Source organism: Bacillus sp. PDNC022, assembly GCF_016919285.1.
Classification (GTDB): domain Bacteria; phylum Bacillota; class Bacilli; order Bacillales; family Bacillaceae; genus Bacillus; species Bacillus safensis.
In genome coordinates this window covers 671,069-697,381 of record NZ_CP070345.1, presented here as the reverse complement: position 1 = coordinate 697,381, position 26,313 = coordinate 671,069, and the positions used below count along the sequence as shown (strand labels likewise).

Annotated in this window: 31 protein-coding genes; 1 reads left to right on the top strand and 30 read right to left on the bottom strand. The window is 41.5% G+C overall.

All coding sequences use genetic code 11. The annotated features are described in order from the left end of the window. Positions 1 to 8 precede the first annotated feature (8 nt). The 25 genes from trpA to JVX94_RS03630 all read right to left on the bottom strand — a co-directional run bounded on the left by trpA (position 9) and on the right by JVX94_RS03630 (position 21,729). Positions 9 to 812: a tryptophan synthase subunit alpha gene (gene trpA / locus JVX94_RS03750; protein ID WP_095408877.1), complete on the bottom strand. Its 804-nt coding sequence runs from the start codon at positions 810 to 812 to the stop codon at positions 9 to 11. Continuing rightward, a complete protein-coding gene (gene trpB, locus JVX94_RS03745; protein WP_205184574.1) occupies positions 809 to 2,008 on the bottom strand; it encodes a tryptophan synthase subunit beta in 1,200 nt (399 codons plus the stop codon). The genes trpA and trpB overlap by 4 nt, the downstream gene beginning before the upstream one ends. Beyond that, the gene (locus tag JVX94_RS03740; RefSeq protein WP_205184571.1) at positions 1,989 to 2,657 is read right to left on the bottom strand and encodes a phosphoribosylanthranilate isomerase; all 669 of its coding nucleotides are present in this window, start codon (positions 2,655 to 2,657) and stop codon (positions 1,989 to 1,991) included. The genes trpB and JVX94_RS03740 overlap by 20 nt, the downstream gene beginning before the upstream one ends. Then, on the bottom strand, positions 2,654 to 3,406 hold the full coding sequence (gene trpC, locus JVX94_RS03735) for an indole-3-glycerol phosphate synthase TrpC (protein ID WP_205184568.1): 753 nt from the start codon (positions 3,404 to 3,406) through the stop codon (positions 2,654 to 2,656). Before trpC ends, JVX94_RS03740 begins: the two co-directional genes overlap by 4 nt. Further along, complete coding sequence (trpD, locus tag JVX94_RS03730; protein WP_095408881.1) at positions 3,399 to 4,421, bottom strand: anthranilate phosphoribosyltransferase; 1,023 nt, start codon at positions 4,419 to 4,421, stop codon at positions 3,399 to 3,401. Before trpD ends, trpC begins: the two co-directional genes overlap by 8 nt. After that, complete coding sequence (trpE, locus tag JVX94_RS03725) at positions 4,393 to 5,940, bottom strand: anthranilate synthase component I (RefSeq protein WP_205184566.1); 1,548 nt, start codon at positions 5,938 to 5,940, stop codon at positions 4,393 to 4,395. Before trpE ends, trpD begins: the two co-directional genes overlap by 29 nt. A gap of 231 nt (positions 5,941 to 6,171) precedes the next feature. Further along, a complete protein-coding gene (aroH, locus tag JVX94_RS03720) occupies positions 6,172 to 6,555 on the bottom strand; it encodes a chorismate mutase (protein WP_205184565.1) in 384 nt (127 codons plus the stop codon). Further along, positions 6,552 to 7,643, bottom strand: coding sequence for a 3-dehydroquinate synthase (gene aroB, locus JVX94_RS03715; protein ID WP_144470973.1), 1,092 nt, complete (start codon positions 7,641 to 7,643; stop codon positions 6,552 to 6,554). Before aroB ends, aroH begins: the two co-directional genes overlap by 4 nt. Next, the gene (gene aroC, locus JVX94_RS03710) at positions 7,643 to 8,815 is read right to left on the bottom strand and encodes a chorismate synthase (RefSeq protein ID WP_024422806.1); all 1,173 of its coding nucleotides are present in this window, start codon (positions 8,813 to 8,815) and stop codon (positions 7,643 to 7,645) included. The genes aroB and aroC overlap by 1 nt, the downstream gene beginning before the upstream one ends. 73 nt (positions 8,816 to 8,888) lie before the next feature. After that, complete coding sequence (locus JVX94_RS03705; protein WP_205184564.1) at positions 8,889 to 9,668, bottom strand: CheR family methyltransferase; 780 nt, start codon at positions 9,666 to 9,668, stop codon at positions 8,889 to 8,891. A 145-nt stretch (positions 9,669 to 9,813) separates the two neighbouring features. Then, the gene (gene ndk, locus JVX94_RS03700) at positions 9,814 to 10,260 is read right to left on the bottom strand and encodes a nucleoside-diphosphate kinase (protein ID WP_061109293.1); all 447 of its coding nucleotides are present in this window, start codon (positions 10,258 to 10,260) and stop codon (positions 9,814 to 9,816) included. Between the two features lie 129 nt (positions 10,261 to 10,389). Further along, positions 10,390 to 11,352, bottom strand: coding sequence for a heptaprenyl diphosphate synthase component II (hepT, locus tag JVX94_RS03695; protein ID WP_048239331.1), 963 nt, complete (start codon positions 11,350 to 11,352; stop codon positions 10,390 to 10,392). Between the two features lie 24 nt (positions 11,353 to 11,376). Next, complete coding sequence (locus JVX94_RS03690) at positions 11,377 to 12,081, bottom strand: demethylmenaquinone methyltransferase (protein ID WP_024422810.1); 705 nt, start codon at positions 12,079 to 12,081, stop codon at positions 11,377 to 11,379. Between the two features lie 3 nt (positions 12,082 to 12,084). Beyond that, positions 12,085 to 12,852: a heptaprenyl diphosphate synthase component 1 gene (locus tag JVX94_RS03685; protein WP_095408888.1), complete on the bottom strand. Its 768-nt coding sequence runs from the start codon at positions 12,850 to 12,852 to the stop codon at positions 12,085 to 12,087. 115 nt (positions 12,853 to 12,967) lie between these two features. Continuing rightward, positions 12,968 to 13,198, bottom strand: a complete 231-nt coding sequence (mtrB, locus tag JVX94_RS03680) for a trp RNA-binding attenuation protein MtrB (RefSeq protein WP_008344541.1) — start codon at positions 13,196 to 13,198, stop codon at positions 12,968 to 12,970. Positions 13,199 to 13,222: 24 nt separating this feature from the next. Next, positions 13,223 to 13,792, bottom strand: a complete 570-nt coding sequence (gene folE, locus JVX94_RS03675; protein WP_003215789.1) for a GTP cyclohydrolase I FolE — start codon at positions 13,790 to 13,792, stop codon at positions 13,223 to 13,225. A gap of 190 nt (positions 13,793 to 13,982) precedes the next feature. Continuing rightward, positions 13,983 to 14,261: a non-specific DNA-binding protein Hbs gene (gene hbs / locus JVX94_RS03670; RefSeq protein ID WP_003215863.1), complete on the bottom strand. Its 279-nt coding sequence runs from the start codon at positions 14,259 to 14,261 to the stop codon at positions 13,983 to 13,985. Positions 14,262 to 14,634: 373 nt separating this feature from the next. Continuing rightward, the gene (gene spoIVA, locus JVX94_RS03665; RefSeq protein WP_008344534.1) at positions 14,635 to 16,113 is read right to left on the bottom strand and encodes a stage IV sporulation protein A; all 1,479 of its coding nucleotides are present in this window, start codon (positions 16,111 to 16,113) and stop codon (positions 14,635 to 14,637) included. Between the two features lie 204 nt (positions 16,114 to 16,317). Then, the gene (locus JVX94_RS03660) at positions 16,318 to 17,043 is read right to left on the bottom strand and encodes a hypothetical protein (RefSeq protein ID WP_144470979.1); all 726 of its coding nucleotides are present in this window, start codon (positions 17,041 to 17,043) and stop codon (positions 16,318 to 16,320) included. 18 nt (positions 17,044 to 17,061) lie between these two features. Further along, positions 17,062 to 17,265, bottom strand: coding sequence for a DUF2768 domain-containing protein (locus JVX94_RS03655; RefSeq protein WP_034280421.1), 204 nt, complete (start codon positions 17,263 to 17,265; stop codon positions 17,062 to 17,064). A gap of 266 nt (positions 17,266 to 17,531) precedes the next feature. Continuing rightward, on the bottom strand, positions 17,532 to 18,569 hold the full coding sequence (locus JVX94_RS03650) for an NAD(P)H-dependent glycerol-3-phosphate dehydrogenase (RefSeq protein ID WP_095408892.1): 1,038 nt from the start codon (positions 18,567 to 18,569) through the stop codon (positions 17,532 to 17,534). A gap of 14 nt (positions 18,570 to 18,583) precedes the next feature. After that, the gene (der, locus tag JVX94_RS03645) at positions 18,584 to 19,894 is read right to left on the bottom strand and encodes a ribosome biogenesis GTPase Der (RefSeq protein WP_060697190.1); all 1,311 of its coding nucleotides are present in this window, start codon (positions 19,892 to 19,894) and stop codon (positions 18,584 to 18,586) included. A gap of 159 nt (positions 19,895 to 20,053) precedes the next feature. Then, complete coding sequence (locus JVX94_RS03640) at positions 20,054 to 20,248, bottom strand: capping complex subunit for YIEGIA (RefSeq protein WP_008344527.1); 195 nt, start codon at positions 20,246 to 20,248, stop codon at positions 20,054 to 20,056. Positions 20,249 to 20,254: 6 nt separating this feature from the next. Beyond that, positions 20,255 to 21,139 carry a YIEGIA family protein gene (locus tag JVX94_RS03635; RefSeq protein ID WP_095408893.1) on the bottom strand — a complete coding sequence of 295 codons (885 nt, stop codon included), beginning with the start codon at positions 21,137 to 21,139 and terminating at the stop codon, positions 20,255 to 20,257. Continuing rightward, a complete protein-coding gene (locus tag JVX94_RS03630) occupies positions 21,136 to 21,729 on the bottom strand; it encodes a YphA family membrane protein (protein WP_481748190.1) in 594 nt (197 codons plus the stop codon). Before JVX94_RS03630 ends, JVX94_RS03635 begins: the two co-directional genes overlap by 4 nt. Before the next feature lie 128 nt (positions 21,730 to 21,857). Here JVX94_RS03630 and JVX94_RS03625 point away from each other — a divergent pair, with 128 nt between their 5' ends. Then, positions 21,858 to 21,989, top strand: coding sequence for a YpzI family protein (locus JVX94_RS03625; protein WP_075611569.1), 132 nt, complete (start codon positions 21,858 to 21,860; stop codon positions 21,987 to 21,989). A 216-nt stretch (positions 21,990 to 22,205) separates the two neighbouring features. Here JVX94_RS03625 and fni read toward each other — a convergent pair whose 3' ends face one another. The 5 genes from fni to JVX94_RS03600 all read right to left on the bottom strand — a co-directional run bounded on the left by fni (position 22,206) and on the right by JVX94_RS03600 (position 26,293). Next, positions 22,206 to 23,261, bottom strand: a complete 1,056-nt coding sequence (gene fni, locus JVX94_RS03620) for a type 2 isopentenyl-diphosphate Delta-isomerase (protein ID WP_111290431.1) — start codon at positions 23,259 to 23,261, stop codon at positions 22,206 to 22,208. A gap of 14 nt (positions 23,262 to 23,275) precedes the next feature. Next, a complete protein-coding gene (gene rpsA / locus JVX94_RS03615) occupies positions 23,276 to 24,427 on the bottom strand; it encodes a 30S ribosomal protein S1 (protein WP_041085926.1) in 1,152 nt (383 codons plus the stop codon). A gap of 223 nt (positions 24,428 to 24,650) precedes the next feature. After that, positions 24,651 to 25,328 carry a (d)CMP kinase gene (gene cmk, locus JVX94_RS03610; RefSeq protein WP_205184562.1) on the bottom strand — a complete coding sequence of 226 codons (678 nt, stop codon included), beginning with the start codon at positions 25,326 to 25,328 and terminating at the stop codon, positions 24,651 to 24,653. A gap of 71 nt (positions 25,329 to 25,399) precedes the next feature. Continuing rightward, the gene (locus JVX94_RS03605; RefSeq protein WP_024422820.1) at positions 25,400 to 25,582 is read right to left on the bottom strand and encodes a DUF5359 family protein; all 183 of its coding nucleotides are present in this window, start codon (positions 25,580 to 25,582) and stop codon (positions 25,400 to 25,402) included. Positions 25,583 to 25,645: 63 nt separating this feature from the next. After that, positions 25,646 to 26,293 (bottom strand): flagellar brake protein, encoded by a 648-nt coding sequence (locus JVX94_RS03600; RefSeq protein WP_205184561.1) that lies wholly within the window; start codon positions 26,291 to 26,293, stop codon positions 25,646 to 25,648. Between the last annotated feature and the right edge of the window lie 20 nt (positions 26,294 to 26,313).

Here is a 26,313-nt window from a genome sequence, read left to right as displayed (position 1 = left end):
GTTTCACCTCATTTGAATGAATAGAGGGGACTAAATGTTTTTGCATATGTTTCAAATTCTCTTAAAGCCTCTTGGCGTGTATCACTTGCTAGCAATTGCTCTTGAAGCTCTTCAATTTTTTTCACAAGTGCACTTCCGACAACAACACCGTCACTCAGTTTATTCATTGAGTCTACCTGCTCTCTTGTTGAGATGCCAAAACCGACCGCAACCGGTATGTGACTCAGCTGTTTCACTTGTTGAATAAAATCTGTAATTGACGCGTCAAAGGATTGTCTGACACCTGTTACACCAAGAGATGAAACACAATACACAAAACCTTCTGCCTGCTCCACAATGTTTACTAATCGTTCCTTGCTTGTTGGTGCAACGAGTGAAATATATGAAATGTCATGTGTTTGACAGTTCTTTTGCAGCTCGCTGCTCTCTTCAAACGGCAAGTCGGGTGTTAAGAGTCCCGAAATATGATTTTTGCGCAGTAAAGCGAAAAAGTATTCTGTGTCTAATTGTAACACAGGATTATAATACGTAAATAGAATTACAGGAATTTTTACACCGTTTTTTTTCATCTTTCCTGCTAATTCTATCGCTTTTACGATATTCATGCCATGATTTAGAGCTCTTTTGGAGGCTCTTTGGATGACAGGACCGTCCGCTAGTGGATCGGAATAAGGAACACCTAGTTCAATCGCATGTGCACCGGCTGCTTGAAGGGAGATAGCTAAATCAATCGTGATGTCTTCTGACGGATCTCCCGCTGTGATAAATGGGATAAATAATTTCTCGCCTTGCTCTAATTGAAATGTGATCATTTTGCTTTCCCCTCACTTTCAAGCACGTTCATTAATGTATGCACATCCTTATCGCCTCTTCCTGACAGGCAGACAAGGACGATTTCATCTTCATTCATCGTCTTGCTTACCTCAAACGCCTTGGCTAGTGCATGTGCAGATTCAATTGCTGGCAGAATTCCTTCTTTTTCAGTCAGCAGCTTTAGGGCATCTAGTGCTTCTTGATCTGTCGCACTTACATATTGAACCCGTCCGCTCGCATGTAAATATGCGTGCTCTGGTCCAATTCCCGGATAATCTAAACCAGCGGAAATAGAATATGGCTCAATAATTTGGCCAAATTCGTCTTGGATTAAATAGGTCAAAGATCCGTGAATCACTCCTTTTGTTCCTTTCGTGATGGTTGCAGCATGGAGCTGAGTATCGATTCCTTTTCCAGCGGCCTCTACACCAATGATATCTATCTCTTCATCTAAAAACGCCCGGTACATTCCAATGGCATTACTCCCGCCGCCGACACAGGCAATGACTTTATGAGGAAGCCTGCCCTCTTTTTCAAGCAGCTGCTCTTTTGCTTCATCACCAATCATCCGCTGGAACTCGCTGACGATTTGAGGATACGGATGAGGGCCTACAACAGAGCCGATCATATAAAAATGATCACTGCAGTGCTGAACCCAATAGCGGATGGCCTCGTTGGTCGCGTCTTTTAATGTGCCATTCCCGCTTGTGACAGGTATGACTTCAGCGCCAAGCAGTTTCATTCGGAAAACATTGAGTGATTGTCTTTCCACATCTTCTTTTCCCATAAATACCGTGCAGGATAGCCCGAACTTTGCGGCCACCGTTGCAGCAGCTACTCCGTGCTGACCTGCGCCTGTTTCCGCGATGATGTTTGATTTCCCCATTTTTTTCGCAAGCAGGGCCTGCCCTAGCGCATTGTTAATTTTATGAGCACCTGTGTGATTTAAATCTTCTCTTTTCAAATAGATTTTTGCGCCGCCGAGGTATGCTGATAATTGGTCAGCATATGTAAGCGCAGTAGGTCTGCCTGAATAGTTTCGAAGTAGTGATACATATTCTGCTTGAAAAGCAGGGTCTTCTTTTAATTCACGAAATGCTTGTTCGATTTCTGCAAGTGGCTGCATGAGTGTTTCCGGGACAAATTTCCCTCCGAATTCTCCGTATCTGCCAATCTCATTTGGATATGCGTACATCATTTAACATCCTTTCTTCGAGCGCTTCGATCTTAGCGCTGCTTTTCTTCCCGTTTTCTTCTATTCCGCTTGAAAGATCGATCGCTTCTGGACCATAGACAAGGAGCTCTGCTACCGTTTTTGGTGTGATGCCGCCTGCAATTATGCAAGTCTTCCCTAGCCGTTTTGCATGTTTAACGTATAGAGGCACTGCCTCCCAAGCAAAAGCTGTTCCAGAGCCGCCTCTCATCCCTTTTACTTTCGAATCAATGAGGAAGCCATCGACAACAGGCGCAAATGCCGTCATTTTTTCAAGCGTTCTTGTTACATCGGACTCGTGGTGGAACACTTTCCAAACGACAGCCCCTGTTTGTTGTTTGATTTCTTTTGCGTCATCCTGCGTTTCATCTCCATGAAGCTGTACGATATCTAAAGGAATATATTTAGTGATGTCACACACTTTTTGTATCTCTTCATTTACAAATACACCGGCGATCTTTTTCTTACACTTTGTTTGGATGAGCCATTGTTTCACTTGATCTGGCTGGACTTGTCTTTTACTTGGAGCAAAAATAAATCCGATGGCATCTGCGTGAGATTGCGCAATGCATTCCACATCTTCTTGAGATACTGCTCCGCAATATTTTAAATAAGGCTTCATCGTATTCATTCTCCAAACAATGTCTGAACGGCTTTTTCTTGTGATTGTTCTCTCATTAATGATTCACCTACAAGGACTGCACCAGCTCCATGTTTCTTCACAAAGGTTAGATCATCGAATGTTTGAATACCGCTCTCACTCACTAGTAAGGCATCGTTTGGAACGAGTGGTGCGATCTCTTTTGTTTGTTCGACTGTTGTTGTAAATGTATTTAAATTCCGGTTGTTCACTCCAATGATTTCCGGAGTGAACAACTTTAAAATATTTTCCAGTGTATCTGCTGCATGTACTTCGACAAGGACATCAAGGTATTTCTCTTTCGCTTCAGCATAGAGCTCGTGCAGCTTTTGCGGCTCAAGTACTTCTCCAATTAATAAAATGGCATCTGCTCCGATACGTCTTGACTCTTCTACCTGTATGGAGTCAATGATGAAATCTTTTCTTAAAATCGGACGATCGATTTGTTTTTTAATTAGGGACAGATATTCGTTTTTTCCTTGAAAGAACGGTTCATCCGTTAAAACAGATAAGCAATCAGCGTTTGATTTTTCGTAAGCTTTTGCTGTTTGTAAAGGATCAAAATTCGGTTGAATGATTCCTTTGGAAGGAGACGCTTTTTTCACCTCAGCAATTAGACCAATTGAGCGATGAGGATTCATGAGTGCTTCTTTAAATGATCGTCTTTCAAAGTGTCCATCCTCTGGTAAATGCAATGTTTGGATATGTTCTTTTTTGCGGGCAATGATTTGATTAAGCATAAATCTCTTCCTCCTTCGTTTTTTGTTTTAAACGAGCCAATTGTTCTTTGGCTGCACCATTTTTAATTGTTTCAAACGCTTTTAATGTTCCTGCCATGAGGCTTTCTGACTTCCCTGCGACATATAAAGCCGCTCCAGCATTCAGGGCTGTAATATGAAGCGGCGCTCCTTCTGTTTGATGATTCAATATATTCTGAATCAATTTGGCACTCTCTTCCGGTGATTGGACCTGAATATCTGATAAATATCCTTTTTGCAGCCCAAAGTCTTCGGGGTTTAGTGTATATTCTGTCATGACATCTTTTTTGAGTTCAATCACATATGAATTTGCAGTAATCGTTAATTCATCCAGTCCATCTTCTCCGCAGACAAACAGCACATGTTCTGGCTCTAACGGCGCAAGGGCTTTCGCCATTAATTTCGCCTTTTCCTTTGAGTAAACGCCAATGATTTGCTTTTTCGCTTGCATTGGGTGGCAAAGCGGGCCTAATAGATTAAATACCGTCCGGAAGCCGAGCTGCTTGCGGACTGCGGCTACTTGTTTCATAGATGAATGATACAAGGGGGCAAATAAAAAGCCCATGTTTTTCTCCTGTATTTGTCTTCTTGTTTCTTCTGGTGTGGATTGAATGTGAATCCCAAGACACTCTAGTACATCAGCACTCCCGCTTTTAGAAGAAACTGATCGATTTCCGTGTTTGGCGATTTTAGCTCCAGCAGCGGAAGCGACAATGGCGGCAGCAGTTGATATATTAAAGGTGGAGAGTCCATCGCCTCCTGTGCCGCAAGTATCAACAACATCAAGCGATCGTTCCATTGGTTCTGCATTTTGCCGCATGGCTTTCACGAAGCCTGTCATTTCTTCAGCGGTTTCTCCTCTATGCGCTAAAATCGAGAGACTTGCAGCGACTTCCGCATCTGTTAAAGTGCCGCTCATCATATCATGCATGAGTTTATTTGCTTCATTTTCTGATAGAAAGCCTCCATTAACAAGAGCTGATAGTCGGTGATTCATCCTGCACACTCTCCTTTTCTGAGAAAATAAGTTCCGCAAGCTGAATGGCTTTCAGAAGTGCTCCTGCCTTGTTACAAGTTTCTTCCCATTCATTTTCCGGGACAGAATCAGCCACAATGCCGGCGCCTGCTTGTATAGAAGCGGTCTGATTTTTGACGCTCATCGTACGAATGGTAATACAGGAGTCAATATTGCCGTCGAATCCAATATAGGCAATACAGCCGCCATACGTTTCCCTTGGCTCAGGCTCCATTTCATTTAGTAATTGCATCGCTCTTATTTTGGGTGCACCTGTTAATGTACCTGCAGGGAAAGCGGACATGAGCGCATCAACTGGATGTGTATCCCGCTTTAACTTTCCTGTCACAATAGAGATAATGTGCATGACATGTGAAAAATTCACTACTTTTGTAAAGGTCGGTACGGACACACTGCCGTATTCTGCCACACGGCCTACATCATTTCTGGCAAGATCCACTAACATGTAATGCTCCGCTTTTTCCTTTTCATCTTCAAGCAGCTCTCTTGCTAGCTCAGCATCCTCTTCTCTTGTTCTTCCTCGTTTTCTTGTGCCTGCAATAGGATGAATTTCTAGATGCCCATTTTTAGCATGAATTAATCGTTCTGGCGAGCTTCCGACTAAATCACGATCTTTTAATTTCATAAAATACATATATGGAGATGGATTTACAATCCGAAGCACGCGGTATAACTCAAATGAACTCACTGACACAGGGATATCAAATCGCTGTGAGAGTACGCCTTGGAAAATATCACCCGCTCGAATGTAGTCTTTGATTTTTTCTACGTCTTTTAAAAATTGCGCTTTTTCATAGGTTGACGTCACATGTTCAAAGGACGGCGGCTCATTCATATTCCCTGATAAAATCAGTTCTTTCATATCAACCTTTGAATGGAGCTTGTGAATCATCTGTTCAAGCTGCTTTTGATTTTCTTTGTAAGCGCGTATTTTTTCGTCTTCTGTTTCATGTCCGGTTAGCTCGGTGTACTGGATAAAATGAACATGATTTGTTTCATGATCAAAGGCAATCATTGTTTGGCAGACAAATAATGTGCAATTTTCTGCCAGCGATGCGCTTCGGTGAGGCCTGACAGAAGGTTCAATGTTTGGGATCAGATCGTAGCTTAAGTACCCAACAGCCCCGCCTGTAAATGGGATATCAATATCTGGCGTTTTGATTTGATATTGCTCTTTCATCCAATCTAGCAGTTCTTTCAGCTCTTGCTTTTGCATGAATTCCTGCCCCGCAGCGTCACGTGCAATGTATTTGTTTTGGTCATCGTGTAAGGTTAAAAACGGGTGCAATCCAATGAAGGAATATCTCGACCAGCTGGAAGACTCATCTTTGCTTTCTAGCAAATACACAATATCTTGTTTGAGTTTTTCAACAATTTGAATCGGTGAGAGCGTATCGACTGTAATGGTTTCAACAATTGGGATCGTTTTGTAGGACTCACTGTCCTTTAAAAATTGGGTCAGGTTTGATTGGGAATTCATAAGCACACTCCTTAAATGGGATTAAGGAGAATGAGGGGACATATAGAGGGTTTGTATGAGTATACGAAATAAGCCTAAAAGAGGGTTACTCTTTTAGGCAGTATGATTAAATAGAAGTATCGTATCTCTGCTCAACTCTACTCATCTCAACTACCCTAGTCTCATTCTCATCTTCTCTAAGCTTGCAATGCCGTTTACACCTGTGTGTAAACTTCGGCTGTTCATATCGTATTATAATTCCTTGTTTTTTGTCAACTGTAAATCAGGGCGAAGCGTCACTGCTTCTTCCAAGTACACATGCTGTATGTCTTCCTGCTTTGTATCTGTCTGGACAGTCATTAAGACACGAATACATTGCTTTAAACCGCCATCAATGTCCAGTTCCTGCATACATGTAACAGGTACATATGTCCATCCTTCAATCTGACGAAGTGCTTTTGCCGGAAAAACGGAGTGAATATCTTGTGTAGCTGAAATCAAGATCTGCACGACACGTTCTGGATCTACTTGGTTTCTTGAAATGATCGCTTCTAGCAGCTGTTTCGTTTTGTTTAACACTTCTGTTTCTGTATCTTCTATCACAGTTGTAGCCCCACGTATCCCGCGAAACATCATAGACATCCCTCCTCCCGTTTCCATTCTTCGAGCCAGTAGTGCAGCTCATCTTTTGTGAAAGACTGTAAGGTGACGTCTCCAACCTGTTTTAATAAAACAAATTGAACACTGCCGCCTCTTGCTTTTTTATCACCAATCATCCGGTCAACAAATGTTTTCGTGGAAATATCTTGTGTGACTTGCACCGGGAACCCGAGCTCTTTCATCCACTCTTTTAGTTCCGTACGATTGAAACTGAGTCCCAGCTGCTTTTCGCTCACATACAGCGCAAACTGCATGCCGATTGCAATGGCATCTCCGTGCGTGATGGCGCCGTATCCGTACTCTGCTTCAATGGCATGCCCGAGTGTATGGCCTAAATTCAGAAATGCACGCACGCCTTGTTCTTTTTCATCTTCTTGAACAATTGACGCTTTGACTTGAATGCCTTGATACAGCATATGTGCCAGATCGCTCTTTGATATATCCGTCAGAGAACGAATGGACATCAGTTCTGATAAAAATTCTTCACTTGAAATCAGTGCATGTTTGATGACTTCTGCAAAGCCTGATCTTCGTTCAATTTGAGATAGAGTCTCAAGCATACTCGTATCATAGATCACAGCTTTCGGCTGATGAAACGCACCGATTAAATTTTTACCGAGCGGATGGTTGATCCCTGTTTTCCCGCCAACTGCACTGTCATGTGCCAGCAGCGTCGTCGGAACTTGGATAAAGTCAATGCCTCTCATATAAGTAGCAGCTGCAAAGCCAGCCAAATCTCCAATCACGCCGCCTCCCAGCGCAATGATGCAGGAAGAACGATCAAGCTGAAATTGAATGGCTTTCGTATGAATATGCTCAAATTCGGCAAAGGATTTTGACTGCTCTCCGCTTGGCACAACCACTTTGTTCACAGGCCACTTCTGCTGAAGTAAGCGAACCATCTCATCACCATAAATGGCATCAACAGCTGCATCTGTGACGATTAAGAGCTTCGTATAGGAATGCCCAGTGGAAGTTATCAAGTCAACGATATTGCGTTTAATCCCATCACCGATAAATACAGGATAAGTGGCTGAAGACGTCTTAACTTCCAGTGTTTTCATTAAAATTCCCTCTGAAGCTGGCGCATTTTTTCAACATTTTCTTTAATGCGGTCGATTTGGTCAAGGCCAAACTGCTCTACAACTGCATTGGCAATTTCCCATGCCACGACTGCTTCTGCGACAACACTTGCAGCAGGAACGGCACAGCTGTCAGAGCGTTCAATACTTGCAGAGAAAGGTTCTTTTGTTTCAATGTCAACGCTTTGAAGCGGCTTATAAAGCGTAGGGATTGGCTTCATCACTCCTCTTACGACAATTGGCATACCCGTTGACATTCCGCCTTCAAGACCACCGAGGCGATTTGTTTTTCTCGTATAGCCCTTTTCTTCATCCCAGATGATTTCATCATGGACCTCACTGCCATTTTTAGAGGCTGCCTCGAACCCAATACCGAATTCAACCCCTTTAAAAGCGTTGATACTAAGTACGGCGCCAGCAAGCTTGCTGTCTAATTTACGGTCATAATGAACATAGCTGCCAACCCCAACCGGCATTCCTTCAACGATGACTTCAACAATTCCGCCAATTGAATCACCATTTTTCTTCGCTTCATCAATCGCATCCATCATTTTCTGACCTGCTTCACTGTCATAGCAGCGAACAGGTGATTCTTCTGTTACCTTTTGCAAATCTTCAATAGACTCATATGCTGTATGAGCTGCCTTCACTCCGCCAATTTCGAGAACATGTCCAGCTACTTTAATCCCTAGATGCGCCAAGATTTGTTTGGCAACTGCGCCTGCTGCTACGCGAACAGTTGTCTCGCGGGCTGATGAGCGCTCTAATACGTTTCTCATATCACGGTGTCCATATTTGATCGCACCATTTAAATCCGCATGTCCTGGTCTTGGACGGGAGATTTGACGCTTCATTTCACTTTCTTCTTCTTCTGTGATCGGCTCTGCCCCCATCACCTTTGTCCAGTGCTTCCAATCGTTATTTTCAACAACAAGTGCGATTGGAGAACCCAATGTTCTCCCGTGGCGAACACCACTTAACACTTTTGCCTGGTCTTTTTCAATCTGCATTCTTCTTCCGCGGCCATGACCTTTTTGTCTTCTAGCCAATTCATAATTGATGTCATCCTGCTCTATGTAAAGTCCCGCTGGAACTCCTTCAATGATTGTGGTCAGTTGTGGACCATGTGATTCACCTGCTGTTAAGTACCTCATGACTCAATCTCCCTTCATCGCATTAACGCTTTTAAGTAAAAATATAATAACATACTTGCTACTAAAAAGTCAGCTACATACCCTTCTTTTGATAAAAGAAAGTATCAGCAGATGTCAGTCCAAACTTTTCTGGGTGAAAAATTTGCTCTGTAGAACCAACAAATAATACGCCATTTTGTTTTAAACTGCTGCTCATTTTCAAGTAAATTTCTTCTTTTGCCTCTTCAGTAAAGTAAATCAGTACATTTCGGCAGACGATGAGGTCAAGCTGTTTTTCATATGGATCTGCCAAAAGGTTGTGCTTCTTAAATTGAATATGCTTTCGAACCTCATCCTTCACAGTGTAAAAGGAAGAATCTTCTTTTGTGAAATATTTTTGCTTGATATGATCTGGTACCTCTTGCAGAGAGCGTTCATGATATCTGCCTTTTTGAGCTGACTGCAGAACTTTATCATCAATGTCAGTTGCAATAATTTGGAAGTCTTTCACAAGAGGATGACTTGACAGCAGCATGGAAAGTGTATATGGCTCTTCTCCTGTCGAACATGCTGCACTCCAAATCTTTAATGTACCGCCATTTTTCGAAAGCAGCGGCAGGATTTTTTGATCAAGTACTTCCCAGCGCTGATAGTTTCGGTAAAATTCTGACACATTAATCGTCATGCGGTCCATCGTCTCATCTAATAGTGCTCTGTCCTTTTCAAGCGCGGCCGCGAATGCTTCAAAATCTCTATATCCTTTTTTATCATAAAGTGATGTTAATCTTCGTTTCATTTGTGCTTCTTTATATAAATTCAGATCAACCCCGGTTAGTTTTTTCCATTTTCCCACAAATACTTGATATTGATCCATCAATGTCCTCTCCTGTCTCATCTATCTTTGTCCTAGTATAGCTGTTTTTGTCGAAAATTTATATCTTCTCATGCGAAATTTCGTGTAGAAAGTGTAATATAAAAAAAGCCAAAGTGCTCATTGGATGAACACCTTGGCTTGAACCTTAATAAATCCAGCTTGAGATGGTTTGATCCCAGCTTGTGAGTTCTTCTTGTTTGAAGAATAAGTTAATTTCTCTTTCAGCACTTTCTGGTGAGTCTGACCCATGAATAATGTTTTTCCCAACAGTCAATCCATAGTCTCCTCTTATTGTGCCCGGAAGCGCTTCCTTAGGATTTGTTTTACCGATAATCTGTCTTGTTACGTCTACTACCTGTTCGCCTTGCCATACCATTGCAAATACAGGTCCTGACGTAATAAAGTCAACCAATTCCCCGAAAAACGGTTTTTCTTTATGCTCTCCGTAATGTGTTTCTGCTACTTCCTTTGGAATACTCATTAGTTTTGCACCAACAAGCTGAAGCCCCTTTTTTTCGAATCTTGACACAATGTCACCGATTAATTGTCTTTCCACACCATCAGGTTTGATCATAAGAAATGTTTTGTCCATATACGTTCTCCACCCCGTCGTTATGTATGTATAGGCTTACATTGTTACAAAGTGATAGTATCATTTTTTATTATAATAATCAATTTTTGACAAAAAATTTCACAAAAAAACCAATCAACGTAACGTTGATTAGAATTTTCGTTTCCCAATATATTTTGCAATGGAGGCGAGTGACGTTCTCGCTCTTCCTCGAGGAAGTTTGTCGAGCTGTTCAAAAGCTTTTTTCAAATACATTTCACTCACTCGAATCGAGCGGTCAATCGCATCTGTTTGTTTGAGGCTTTCAATGACAGGCTTCAGCTGCTTCTCCGTCGTTTCACTATTGATCAGCTTCAATTGACCTTCTAGTGTCGGATTCTTCAGTGCATATAAGACTGGGAGTGTGACATTCCCTTGCAAAAGGTCTCCTCCAACAGGCTTGCCCAGCTCTTCTTCAGTTGATGTGAAATCAAGGACATCATCAATGATCTGATAAGACATGCCGACATAGTATCCAAACCAATAGAGGGCTTTATGTGTTTTTTCATCTGTACCTGCTGCAATGGCGCCTAATTGACAGCTGCCTGCAATAAGCAAGGCTGTTTTTCGTTTGATTCTTCTTAAATATGTACGCAGGTTCTGTTCCATATTATATTTATCTTTCACTTGCTCTATTTCCCCAAGACAGAGCTCAACGACCATTTTTGACAAAATTTCATGTGCCATTGGGTGGTTGATTTTTGTCATGTATTCAAGTGATCTTGCAAACATATAATCCCCTGTGTACATGGCAATTCTGTTATCCCATTTTGCCTTAATCGTTGGTTTTCCTCTTCTCAGCTCTGCATCATCAATGACATCATCGTGAACGAGTGATGCCATATGAATCAGCTCGAGGGCAACGGCAACATATTTAATTTTATTAATGTCATAGTCACCAAACATGCCTGAAAGGAGAACAAAAACGGGGCGGATTCGTTTTCCGCCCGCTTGCAGCAAATGAAGACCTGCTTCACTTAATAATGCATAATCAGAGCGAACTGTTTGTTCAAGCTCTTTTTCAATTATATCGATATCTTGATTTAAAAAAGAGATCATTGCTTTTAGTTTCATTATCTTCACCCAAATATCGTTTATTCAAAGCTTCTTTCCGATATGTGTTGCTGCTACACCGCCTGTAAATGGATGATACGAGACATCAGACAACCCGGCCTCTTCGAACAGAGCGGCGAGCTCTTTCATGCCAGGGAACGTTTTGGCTGATTCTTGAAGCCATGAATACTCCTGATAGCTTTTGGCAAACAGTTTACCAAAGAGCGGCATAATGTATTTGAAATAGATATAGTAGCCTTGCTTAAAGCCGATCATCTCAGGCTGTGAAGTCTCAAGACAGACAACCATTCCACCAGGCTTCACTACTCTTGTCATTTCCTTTAGCACCGTTAAATAATCAGGGACGTTTCTAAGTCCAAAACCGATGGTGACATAATCAAATGAGTTATCTTCAAAAGGGAGCTCCATCGCATTGCCATGAAGCAATTCAATCTGTTTGTAGCCCCCAGTTTTCACCTTCGTTTCTCCAACACTCAGCATGTTTTTACTGAAATCAAGGCCTTTGACTTCGCCTTTCTCTCCAACAGCATCTGCGAGCGCAATTGTCCAATCGGCTGTTCCGCAACATACATCTAATGCTTTAGAGCCTTTTTGCACATTCATGAGTTTCATTGTTTTATCGCGCCATTTTTTATGCTGTTTAAAGCTGATGACAGAGTTCATTTGATCATAGTTTTTATAAATTTTTTCAAATACACCGTGTACTCGCTGTTCTTTTGATTGCTGCATGACTTACCCTTCTTCCACTTTCTGATGGTACGCAGGCTCATTTTTCATATGATCCAAGCGATTTAATAGCTCTTTTTGAACGACCGGAGATGAAACAAGATGCTCCTTGATCGGCCGTTTGGCCTTTTCATAGCCTTCATTCTCAAAGTTGTCAAAGCACGAATAGGCGTCCGTATAACTATCGTTCAAAAAAAGTTTTAAATGTTTATCATCTTCTGCCTGTTTCATGAAACGCTTATAAACAAGGAAACGACTTGCAATCTCATTCCAATGCGTCAATTGAAAATGCTCAGAAATCCTTTGGAATAGTGCAGATTCAACTGTAGCTACACTTTTGTAAAAGTGCGCTGCATCTTGAATGGACCGGTCATACAGTCTAATTTTATGTTCATTGATCTCTTTGATCGCCGTAGCGAGCGTCCGGATCATATAGATGTCTTTCATGTCAGAGAGAAGAGAATAATAGAGACCGCTGAAATAGTCTCCTGCTAGGATGGTCAGCTGACGATTTTTGAATTCGTCTTGCTTGATGGCTGCAGCAGTTGTGACTTCGTCATGGGTATCAAGGGCAATTTGCACAAGCATCGCCGTTAAAATATAATTTTCTTTTTTCTCTGCATCAATTTGAGCTTCATCAAACATTGCATGAAAAAGAAGGAGCTTGTCTTCATCGATGAGTGGAGCGCGTAAATGCTTCGCCAAATAAGGATGAGAAAGCTTTTTATTTAATTTTATATTTAGATTAGATAAAATTCCGTAGATGTCTTGCAAAGATATCACCCTTGTCCCAAAAATTACAGTTTCATATGTAGCCCTGCACATTGTATAGAGATTTATTATACCATATCAGCTCTCACTTTTATGCTATCAAGTGCATACAAGTTCTTTATTTCTTTGCTTCGCTTTGAATTTCGCCGAAGCTTGTTTGAATGACAGCATCGCCTCTTACTTTGATCGCTGACGTATGCTCAGTAAATTGTGCAATGATTACTTCACCTTTATCGAGCTTCTCGGAATGGTGAAATCTTGTATCAGAGCCTCTTGTTAGGCCGATGACATTTACACCATTATCAATGGCTTTAATCACCACAAAATCAGATGCTTTATTTTCACTCATTTTGTTCACCTTCCATCTATTGAATTAGTCGTTTTTAATAAAGGAAAGCACTTCTGCTCTTGCGGCTGCATCATTTGCAAATGTGCCGCGGACTGCTGAGGTTACTGTTTTAGCGCCTGGCTTTTTCACTCCGCGCATCGTCATGCACATATGCTCTGCTTCAACGACAATCATCACACCATGCGGATTAAGTGTTTCCACCATACTATCTGCAATGGTTGATGTAATGCGTTCCTGAAGCTGCGGGCGTTTTGCCACGGCTTCGACAGCTCTTGCCAGCTTACTAAGTCCTGTTACTTTTCCGCCGCGCGGAATATAAGCGACATGGGCTTTCCCGTAGAAAGGCACGAGGTGGTGTTCACACATTGAATGGAAAGCAATATCTTTTACAAGGACGAGTTCTTCGTGGTCTTCGCCAAAAATGGTTTTAAAATGTTCTTTTGGATCTTCATTTAATCCCGAGAACACTTCTTCATACATTTTTGCTACTCGTTTTGGGGTATCAAGAAGTCCTTCACGGTCCGGATCTTCTCCGATTGCTTTTAATATATCGCGTACCGCGTGTTCGATTAATTCTTTATTTATTTCACTCATGTATTATATCCTCCAAAGGCGATTACATTTCATTCAGATTCTAGCACACTTCAGATCCTAAAAGCAAAGGAGAGCGTTCTAAACGAACCTTTTGATTCAAAAGGAAAAGCCCCTTATGAAAGGGGCTTTTCTAGACCAGTGTGAAACTGTATATGTATAACTCCTTCAACAGGATCATTACACATAACGATTATTTACCTGCCACCGCGTCTTTAAGTGCTTTACCTGGTTTGAAAGCAGGTACTTTGCTTGCAGGGATTTCGATCTCTGCACCAGTTTGTGGGTTACGTCCTTTACGAGCTGAACGCTCACGTACTTCAAAGTTACCAAAACCAATAAGTTGGATTTTGTCACCATTTTTAAGTGCATCTAAAATTGTATCAAAAACAGAATCAACTGCTTTTGTCGCGTCTTTTTTAGATAACTCGCTTGCTTCAGCAACCGCGTTAATAAGTTCTGTCTTGTTCATGCCTTTCACCTCCTCCCAAAAATATGCATTCAGTAGATTGTTATCATTTCTTCACAATTCATCTTCTTTCTATACCCTTTTTCAGAAAAAAAGAGCGTCTAGAAAGCGTTATACATGGCTTTTCATTAGAAAACAACTCTTTGAAGGAATGTTTGTCCAACAAAGTGAAGATTTTCTGTAAGTAGATTAACACATATGAAATACCATATCAAGCATTTTAAAGGGAAGAATCCTTATTCGTCAAGGATTAAGGGCACTTTTGCGAACGAATATTCCTAATTTCAACCTGAATCTGACTAATCTTTATACAATTGTCTTTTTATGACTCATTCTATACACAAAAAAAGACCCCATCAATGAGAGGTCTCAATTGCTATAAAATAATCGCGATCAAACCGCCTGATCCTTCGTTGATGATTCTTTCAAGTGTTTCCTTCAGCTTATATCTTGCGTTTTCCGGCATGAGAGACAGCTTTGCTTGAATGCCTTCTCTAACAAGGGAGCTGAGGGAGCGGCCAAATATATCTGAATTCCAGATGGAAAGCGGATCATCTTCAAAGTCTTGCATTAAGTAGCGGACGAGCTCTTCACTTTGTTTTTCTGTTCCGATAATCGGTGCAAATTCGCTCTCTACATCTACTTTGATCATGTGAATAGATGGAGCTACCGCTTTTAATCTGACGCCGAATCTTGATCCCTGCCTGATGATTTCTGGCTCATCTAAACTCATATCTGACAATGCTGGTGCTGCAATCCCGTAACCAGTCTGCTTCACCATTTTTAATGCGTCTGATACTTGATCATATTCTGTCTTAGCATGAGCAAAATCTTGCATGAGCTCTAGTAGATGGTCTTTTCCCCTAATTTCTACACCAACGACTTCTTTTAAAATATGGTCATATAGATCATCTGGCGCATACAGGTCAATCTCCGCAATCCCCTGACCCATTTCAATTCCTGCTAAACCCGCTCTTTCGATAAAATCAAATTCACTGAATTGACCAACGACACGGTCGACATCTCTTAATCTTTTAATATCCTTTACGGTTTCCTTCACTGAATCCTGATAGCTTTCTCTCAGCCAGTGATCTTCTTTCAGCACCATCACCCAGCTTGGCAGGTTCACATTCACCTCTAGAACTGGGAATTCATATAATGCTTCACGAAGAACACTGAGTACGTCTTGTTCTCTCATACTTTCTACGCTCATGGCGAGTACTGGAATATCATACTTTTGGCTAAGTTCCTGCCGCAGCGCTTCTGTTTCAGGATGATATGGCCTCACAGAGTTGATGACCATAATAAACGGCTTTCCAACCTCTTTGAGTTCATCAATCACACGTTCTTCAGATTCAATATAATCATGTCTTGGGATTTCTCCAATAGATCCATCTGTTGTAATCACAACACCTATTGTTGAATGCTCTTGAATGACCTTGCGTGTACCAATTTCCGCTGCTTCATGGAACGGAATTGGCTCTTCATACCACGGCGTATTGATCATTCTAGGGCCATTTTCATCTTCATACCCGCGCGCACCAGGGACAGTGTATCCCACACAATCGACAAGCCTGATGTTGACATCAAGACCGTCACTCACGTGAATAGATGCTGCTTGATTCGGTACAAATTTTGGCTCTGTGGTCATAATGGTTTTTCCTGCTGCGCTTTGCGGCAATTCATCCTGTGCTCTTGCACGATCTGCCTCATTATTGATATTCGGGAGCACCACGAGCTCCATAAACTTTTTAATAAACGTAGATTTCCCTGTACGAACAGCGCCAACGACTCCTAAATATATATCGCCTCCTGTTCGTTCAGCGATATCCTTGAAAATATCGACTTTTTCCAAGTGATCCCCTCCCGGACTTGCTATCCTCGTTTTCAAATTAAATACTCTATACTTCAATCAAACTGTGCTTGAAAGGTGTCTGGACAATATATGTGTATGACGTTGTCCTATTTGAATATGACACCTTTTTGTTTTGAGAGTAAGTTTAGCCATAAAAAAACCTTTCTCCTCATTTATATGCAGAGGAAAAAGGTTCATTCTTGTTTATGACGTCTTTTTTTCTAAAAAGGCAGGCTCACCTTTTTTGTTGATGGTATATGGGACAGAAAACGCGGGTACAAACGGGGTTTCCTGCCAATATACATCTTGAATGTTTTCATCTGGTTTCAGCTTTTGCTTCGTATTCTTCAAAATATGAGCAAAATCACTGCGGTAGTCTACATAGATTTCGCCGTTTGATGAAATCAGTAATGGGAGGGAATTCCCTGTCACAGGACTCATGACCGCAGGCGGCGATTTTAATCCTAGTTTTTTTTCATTTAACGTATATAAATTGGCTGATACTACTTTGCCGTATGGCGGATATGTATGTTCATCTTGATACACCTTAATCCTAAGCCGTAATTCATTGATGGTCTGCGTCATTTTGACATCAAGCAGTTTCACAGTTGGTTTTTTTTCGACGTCTGTGAGGACATATATATATTCGCCCCCGCCTTCATAAGATGTAGACGGTACATCGTGTAAATATCTTGGTGACAAGCGCTTAAAGTCGATGACATATTTCTGATAAACCGGCGTGTCTGCTTCTTTCGTTTCTATAGGCAGAAGACCATTTGTTGCTTTTTGAAATTCCTCAATCGCTGTCTGTACACTTTGCAGCTGCTCTTCGTATGGCACCCGGTTTTCAGCTTTGCGATTCTCTGGATACAGACATCCTGTTAATAAAATAAGTGCTAACAGCGTGACACTGACTTTTGCTTTGATCATCACATTCTTCCTTTTTCTTTATTCATTGACCGGTCCGCTAAAGACAACTAAAAACACAATGATACCTGATATAAGCATCAAGCTGTAGGCGACGGTTGAGGCTGTTATTTTAAGAAATTTACTTTTCAGCTTAAACCTGCTGAAATAAATGGTTACTACGGCTAAAAACATGAGCCCCATTGAACCAAGTGCAAACCACATCTTGATTAAAGCAAAACTCATCGTGCCTGTCCCCCTTCAAAACGAACGAATTGTAAGCGTTTATATTTCATTCTAAACCAAAAATAAGGTAAATATCAATCATTTTTCCAATCATTCAGAAAAAAGTGCATAAAAAAACTGAAGCAAAGAGGGGGACTCTGCTTCAGTCATTGGATCGACTATATTCCTCATTCTGTAGAGGCAAAGCTCTATTCAAACTTCATTGCTATGTTATGCAAGTCTTCCCCTTCTTGCATCCTCTACATGCCTAAGTTCAGTCTTTCCTTTTATTTTGTTTGGTTTTCAAACATGTTCACAAGGTCTTCCATTTCATGTGTTTTCACACGTGCCATCAATGATTCTACAGCATCGTCAACCTTTTTCCCTTCAAACAGGACGCCGTAAAGAGCCTCTGTAATCGGCATGCTGACCTTGTATTCTTTGGAGAGCTGATAAGCGCCTTTTGTCGTGCGGACGCCTTCGACAACCATCCCCATTTTTTCAAGCACTTCTTCGAGCTTATATCCTTTACCAAGTAAATTCCCGCAGCGCCAGTTACGCGAATGAACACTTGTACATGTCACGATCAAATCGCCAACGCCTGTTAATCCGGCAAATGTAAGGGGATTCCCTCCCATTTTTGTGCCTAGACGTGCGATTTCAGCGAGTCCTCTAGTGATAAGCGCCGCTTTTGCATTGTCTCCATATCCAAGTCCGTCTGTGATCCCAGCCGCTAGAGCAATGATATTTTTCAATGCGCCGCCAATTTCCACCCCAATCACATCAGGGTTTGTGTATACTCTAAAATGATTGTTCATGAACAAATCTTGAACAAATTGAGCTGCTTCAATATTTTCTGATGAGACAGTGACAGTTGTCGGATGACGCAGACCTACTTCTTCTGCATGACTCGGCCCTGATAGGACAACGACAGCCTCTCTTTTCTCAGATGGGACTTCTTGTTCAATCATTTGAGAAATTCGAAGAAGTGTATCTGGTTCAATTCCCTTACTGACATGAACAAACGGCACCTTCGATGAGATCAGCTCATTTGCCTGCTTTAATACCTCACGAATGGCCTTTGTTGGCACAGCAACAATAATCGCCTCTGCCCCTTCTAAAGCCTGCTTCATATCAGTTGTCGCCTGAATAGACGCTGGCAGTTCGACATTTGGCAAATAATCATGATTTTCATGCTTCTCATTGATTTGATCAATAAGCTCTTGTCTATGTCCCCACATGTGTACATCATGATGATTATCAGCTAATACAAGCGCAAGAGCTGTTCCCCAGCTGCCTGCTCCAAGTACTGAAATTTTCTTCATCCTGCTCACCCTTTTTATTTTCTCGCTCTCGCAAATATTTTAATCGGTGTTCCTTCAAAACCAAATGCATCTCGAATACGGTTTTCTAGGAAACGCTCATAAGAAAAGTGCATAAGCTCTGGATCGTTTACAAACACAACGAAGGACGGAGGCTTAATGGCCACCTGTGTTGCATAGTAAATTTTCAAGCGCTGTCCGTTATGAGTCGGCGTTGGATTCATCGCCACCGCATCCATGATGATATCATTTAAAATATTGGTTTGAACGCGCATTGCATGGTTTTCACTCGCTGTGATAATGGACGGCATTAATGTATGAATTCTCTTCTTCGTAAGAGCTGACATAAACAAGACAGGTGCATAGTCAAGAAATTGAAAATGCTCGCGGATGTTTTGTTCAAACTCCTTCATCGTACGCTCATCTTTTTCAACAGCATCCCATTTGTTCACAATGATCACAACAGCTTTTCCTGCTTCGTGTGCATAGCCTGCAATACGTTTATCCTGCTCAATAATGCCCTCTTCACCATCAAGTACAACAGCGACAACATCAGAACGATCAATGGCTTTTAATGCACGAAGCACACTGTATTTCTCTGTTGTTTCATATACTTTTCCTTTTTTCCTCATACCTGCTGTATCAACAATAACAAAGTCACGCTGATTGTACGTAAACATCGTATCGACAGCATCTCTTGTTGTACCAGCGATATTGCTGACAATGACGCGGTCTTCTCCGAGCATAGCATTCACTAAAGAGGATTTCCCAACGTTCGGGCGGCCAATTAAGCAGAACTGGACAACTTCTTCAGCATATTGCGTATCCGGTAAATTCTTAAAATGTTCTGCCACTGCATCAAGCAGATCACCAAGACCTAATCCGTGTGTTCCAGAAATCGGATACGGCTCGCCAAATCCGAGTGCATAAAAGTCATACACGTCGCTTCTCATTTCAGGGTTGTCCAGTTTATTGACAGCAAGTACAACTGGCTTTTTCGTGCGATATAAAATTTTTGCGACTTCTTCATCCGCAGATGTCACGCCATCTCGGCCATTCACCATAAAGATAATGACATCCGCTTCGTCCATTGCGATTTCTGCCTGATGGCGAATTTGCGCCAAGAATGGCTCATCTCCAATATCAATTCCACCAGTATCTATTAAATTAAAGTCATAATTTAACCATTCAGCAGAGCTATAGATTCGATCTCTTGTTACACCAGGTGTGTCTTCTACAATCGATATTCTTTCGCCTGCGATTCGATTAAAAATTGTAGATTTTCCAACGTTGGGCCTTCCAACAATGGCTACGACAGGTTTACCCATAGTACCCTTCCTTTCAATCCAGCCGCGATTCAATATGTTCATCATCATGTTTCAACCGGGATTTAAAATTTTCATTCAGTTTTATGAAATAAACCCTTCAAACATGAAGGGTTCAACTTATATATTATATCAATTTTTAATCAGACCACAATGAATAACTTAAAAATGTTTGACAATCAAGTAAAGATCTTCTCCAATGCCGTGTGCAATTCCGTCTAAAATGGCCTCTAAATTCATGGCATACATGTCGAGCTCTTCTTTATTTTCACAGAAAAAAACCGCTGTTCCGCCAATAACCCGCTCTTTATTTGTTGTTGCCACAGCCAATATAAATTGTTCAATGGTGTTCGCCATGCCTTATTACCTCACTTTCTTTTTAATGAAATCTGTCGGCATTCTAATGGCATTTTCTAAAATAGGCACCTCTTCTAATACACGGACAGCTAAATCTTCACGCTGCCATTGCGGTAAAATGAACACGCCAAGTGTGCCGTTATTCAGATCACGTTTTGCGAGCGGACAGAGCGATGGTTCACCAGAATCGCGGTACACGCCAAGCACGTTTGATAAATCAAATAAAATTGCTTGCCGCTGTCCAAGGTTGGCAATCGTTGTAGCAGAATTGAAATTTTTCGGCGTCAAAATAAAGCCCATCCCATGTTCTAAAATGAGTTTTTGCTTTTCGGGCAGCCCGATATTCATAATGTATATATCATTCACATAAAGCCCTGCCCCATCAAAGCGAAGCTCGCCTTTTTGAATGCTGACGATATCCTTTAATTGACTGCCTGACATTAATAGCTTTGCCATGAAAAAACAAAGAATACCGACCACTGTTCCAACAACAAGTGAGAAGAAAATACAGGCTGTCGTTGTAATAAGTGCAGTGAGAATCGCAATATAATTTCGACTTTCAAAGGCAATGGCAATGCCTTCTATATATGTACTGCCTCGTGAAACAAGCTCATACGAATCCATTTGGGTTAACGTATTTCTTTCCATATTTCTGACATCTCGAAATTGCGTGGCTGCCAAAGTGAGAAAAGTAATCGCCGTAAATTCCTCCTGAATCAGTGCAGGCATAATGATCGCACCTAAGCCTGACGCAATAAAACCAAGCGCAATGTGAATCACTTGTCCATGAATATACGTAGGATATTGCCGGTAATCCGTTCTTAACATGTAAAGTCTGGCTGCCATCCCAAAGATGACACCAATAATCACAGGAAACGTATAGTCTGTCATGTTGATTTTGCAGCCCCTTTTACTGATTTTCTTGATGAACGGGCGTTCAAGAGCTTTTCAAGCTGATCGACACCTAATAGGAAGACCGCTCCTTGAACAACGAAGGAAAGAAAAGAGAGGTCCCCTATAACAATTGATGATGTGAGGCGGTGAACCGTCAGCGCATAAAGGGCTTCGCCGAGACATACTGACATCATCCATAGGGTGATTCGTTCCGCTAACGGCTGTCCATATGTCATACACATTAAGATCAGCAGGGAAAATACAACCCAATCCACCTTTATTATCGTGAACCAAACGGGGTCATATAATGCAAACATCATAAAAAAGGCATACGCACTCACCATTGAGCCCAATTGCATGATTCTCATGATTCGATAACTAGACTTGAATATGACGAAAGCAACACATGCATATAAAAAAGTCATCAAAAATCCCGCATTGATGCTTATATCTAAAACGGATATCATGACATGACTGAATATAATATGGACAAGTACACAAATGCCCAGCACGCTGCGCCACAAACTTTTTTCCATGATAAATGTCACCATAATCCAAACGAACCATATAGACCAATAATAGTACAATGCCTCCAACGCCTCATCACCTCAATTACATTATGGGAAAATCTCCAATTTTTAAACATGCAGATCATTACCCGCTTTGCATGAAATAAACAAGAGGTGACACCCTAATGATTGAGGAGGGATGCATGATGGGAAAAGATAGACAGGAAAAACGTTTAAAGGCGTCAAAAAGAGTGGAATCTGACCGTGATCAATCCATTCATCATAAGGGTGCAACAACATTAGAAGGTCCAGAAAGCGCTCGAAAAAGAAATCAATAAAAAAAGGCATGTGATGATCACATGCCTTAGATTTGTTGACAAAGGGCTAAAATGTTCTTTATTTTGGACCTTTGTCTTCTTTTCAGCGTGATAGAAAACCTTTGCAGCCCTAGGAAGGACGAGTACCGGAGCAGAGCGAATTTGACATTCGTGAGCACCGGCACGCAGGACTGACACCGAATGCGAGGGTTTGTCTACGCGCTGAGGCATGTGATATCACATGCCTCTCTTACTATAGTACGTTGTGTCGACGCCTCTTTCTTTGAGCCAATGACTTGTTTCCCCTGAAATCACAACCTGAGCTTGTCTCAGTTCTTCAATCGTCTTCACGCCAAGCACTGTCATCATCATCTTGATATCTTCTTGAAGATCCATGATATCAGCGATGAGGCCGCTTTCTCCTCCACTTGTCAGTGATTTTAAGAAAAATCCAGCAAGACCAGCAGCAGATGCGCCAAGAGCGATTGATTTGGTTACATCAAGAGCATCTTGAATACCTCCGGAGGCTAAAATCGTTTGATTCTGAAAGGCTGTATGTACTTCAGCAAGACTCGCTGCAGTTGGAATCCCCCATTGATCAAAATAACGAAGTGCTTTTTGGCGGCGGAGATTTTCAATTTTAGAAAAGTTCGTTCCACCAAATCCGCCTACATCAACTGCTGCAACCCCAGCATGAAATAACTTTCTTGCCGTTTCCTTGCTCATGCCAAATCCGACTTCTTTCACGACAACAGGCACACCAACTGATTCAGCGATAGCTGCAATCCGCTCAAGTGCTCCCCTAAAATCGCGATCCCCTTCAGGCATGACAATCTCTTGGATGACATTCAGGTGAATCTGGAGCATATTTGCCTCGAGCATGTCGACTGCTTCCTGAGCTTGCTTCATTGTCGCTTCACTGCCTAAATTTGCAAATACAATTCCATCCGGATTAACTTTACGAACGACTTCATATGTTCGTCTTTCTTCTTTATCTTTCAGTGCAGCCATTTGTGATCCAACTGCTACTGGGATATTGGTCTCCTTCGCTGCGATCGATAAAGAGCGGTTGATCTCATAGGTGGATTCTCCGCCCCCGCCAGTCATTGCATTGATAAAAATTGGCGAACCGAAAGTCAGTCCGCCAATTGTCGTATGTGTATCAATTTGTGATGTCGCAAGATCTGGTAAACTGGCGTGAACGAAGGAAACATCATCTAAACCTGTTGCTGCATGCTGGCCAGTGGACAACGCATGCTCAATATGCTGCTTCTTTCTTTCTGCTCGCGTCAATTTTGATCACCAAATTATTTTAGTTTATTGAGTTTATCGCCGATCAGGTCACCAAGCTGGAATCCGCTTGTGTTTTCTTCTTTCGCCTGATATTGACGATAATCCTCTTCGATTTGTTTTTCAGGATTTTCTTCTAAATCACGAATGCTTAATGAAATGCGCTCTTCGTCTTCATTCACATCAAGCACTTTCACTTTCACAGTCTGCCCTTCTTCAAGGACTTCTTGCGGCGTGCCGATATGTTTATGAGAGATTTGGGAAATATGCACAAGCCCTTCTACACCTGGCAGAATTTCAACAAATGCACCAAAGCTCACAAGACGCTGAACAGTTCCTTCAAGCACATCACCTTGTTTTACCTTTTCACCAATTTGGCTCCAAGGTCCTGGTAATGTTTCTTTAATAGATAGTGAGATACGTTCGTTATCACGATCAACAGCAAGTACTTTAACTTGGACTTCCTGTCCTTCTTCTACTACGTCAGATGGCTTTTCAACATGCGCATGGGATAGTTGAGAAATGTGAACTAATCCATCAATGCCGCCAATGTCAACAAATGCACCAAAATCAGTAAGCCGCTGCACTTTACCATCAATCACACTGCCTACTTCAAGCTTTTGCAGGAAGTCTTGCTTTTTGTCTAATTGCTCTTGCTCAACGACTGCACGGTGCGAGAGAATCACGCGATTTTTTTCGCGGTCAAGTTCTACCACGACAAGTGAGAGTGTTTTCCCTTTGTAATCTGTGAAGTCTTCTACATAGTGTGCTTCTACAAGAGATGCAGGAATAAACCCACGCACACCAATGTCAACGACAAGACCACCTTTTACAACGTCTTTTACTTCAGCTTCAAATACTTCTTTTGTTTCAAACTTTTTCTCTAGGTCTTCCCAAGCGCGGTCTGCATCAACAGCACGTTTCGATAAAATCAAAGCATCGTCTTCGACCTTTGTTACTTTAAGCTCTAACTCGTCGCCATCTTTCACGACATCTGATGCTTTTTCAACGTGAAGACTTGATAATTCACTGATTGGGATGATACCAGGTTGTTTCACATTGACGATATCTACATTGACATGCTTGTCCTCAACTTTAGAAACAATCCCTTTCACTACATCTCCAACCTCTGGTACCTGAACATCGATTTGATTCATTTCCTCTGTCATTTCGATAACCTCCTTGGTCCAAACCTACACAGCTTAGTTAAAACGACTGGGCGAATATGTGTCTTAAGCATGATGATTGCCAGCCGAATATGTATTATAGAAACATTCAAATCAATATAATTGCTTGAATGATCAATAAAAATAGTATTAGTATAAACTTCTAATAAAAGACCTTGTTTGTCAAGAGATAAACCTCTAACTTATAAAAGTTTTCTAAAATTTCTTACTGTTTCTCCACGCGGTCTGCTGCATCTAAAATTTTCCCTGCCACCTCTTCAATAGAAAGAGAAGTTGTGTCAATTTCAATGGCGTCATCCGCTTTCTTCAAAGGTGAAACTTCGCGCTCAGAATCAAGCTTATCGCGTCTTGCAATCTCTTCGATCAGCTGATCGTAATTGACATCGTAGCCTTTTTTCTGATTTTCTTCAAAGCGGCGTTTTGCTCTTTCTTCTACTGATGCAAGCAAGAAAATTTTCACTTCGGCATCTGGAAGTACGTGAGTGCCTATGTCTCTTCCATCCATAACGACGCCGCCTCGTTTGCCAAGCTCTTGCTGCCTTCGGACCATTTCTTCCCGAACAGCTCTATGCTTTGCAACAACCGATACTTGGTTGCTTACGCGGTCTGTGCGAATATCCTCTGTGACATCCGTATTGTCTAGATGGACTTTTTGACCCTCGCCTGTTGTTACGAGTTCAATGACCGTTTTTTTCAGTAATGAATCAAGTGCCTGTCCGTCTTCAAGATCTACACCTTGATTGAGTGCCGCAAGTGTAATCGCGCGGTACATAGCGCCTGTATCAATATAAATATATGATTTTTTTGCTGCGACAATTTTTGCCACAGTGCTTTTTCCTGCTGCTGCAGGACCATCAATTGCAATAGATAATTTCTTTTTCATAATACCTCTCCTTGATTGAATCTCCCTTATGAATTGTAACACGATCACCGCTCAAACGGGGGAATTTTCTATCAATCCTTCTGCTTAAACGTCTCAATCCATTCTTCAATGCTCATGTTATTTACACCCTCATACTGCACGACTTTTGACAAAAAGAGTTCTCCTTTCGTCAAATGAAGTGTGATCTGAACGGTTAGCAATAAAACAAGCTGAATGAGTACCACTTTCAATAACCATCTTTCCATTGTCTTCATACAAAAAGCCTCCACGCTAGATTCTTTCCTCTCTAGTATGGAAGCTTTTTACACCCTTTATTCTTATGCTTTTTTTACACGTGTTAAAAGCTGCTGCTGGAAGCAGTATTTCATGATGTGCTGCTGGTGGTCATTTGTGATCTCAGAAAACTCCATGATCGCTCTTGTTTTGCCAGACTGTTCATCTTGATATACTCGACTCATCTCTGCAACCGCTTTTATTTTCACGGGCTCTTTCAAAGGAAGTTCAAATTCTGTGACCACTTCTCCATATTCTTTCAATGACACGCCTTCAGGAACAGCAATCGCCACGCCGCCAGCACTCATATTCACAATAAACGTTTCAAAGGCCTCTTCATCCGTTTGCATGATGGTGGCTTTGACCATCGTATCCACTCTCAAGTATGCTCTTCGCTGAAGCCGGATCATTTCTTCTTTTGGCGGAATGGAAATAACAATCATCGGGATATCTTCTTTTCTTTTTCCGATGACTTCGCTTGTACATTTGTATGGAATTTGACTTTCGTCAAAAAAGAACACGGTGATTTCTGTTTGCTGGTTTAAGTAGATGGTGCGTCCCGTTTCTTTATCAGCTGGATAATTAATGCAAATATCATCGTTATTATTTTCCAAAACCTTCGATTTTGCTGTTTTCACTTCTTTATTCTCATTGACATATTCAATTGTGATTGCATCCCCTATTTGTAACATTCCTCATCACTCTTTTCATC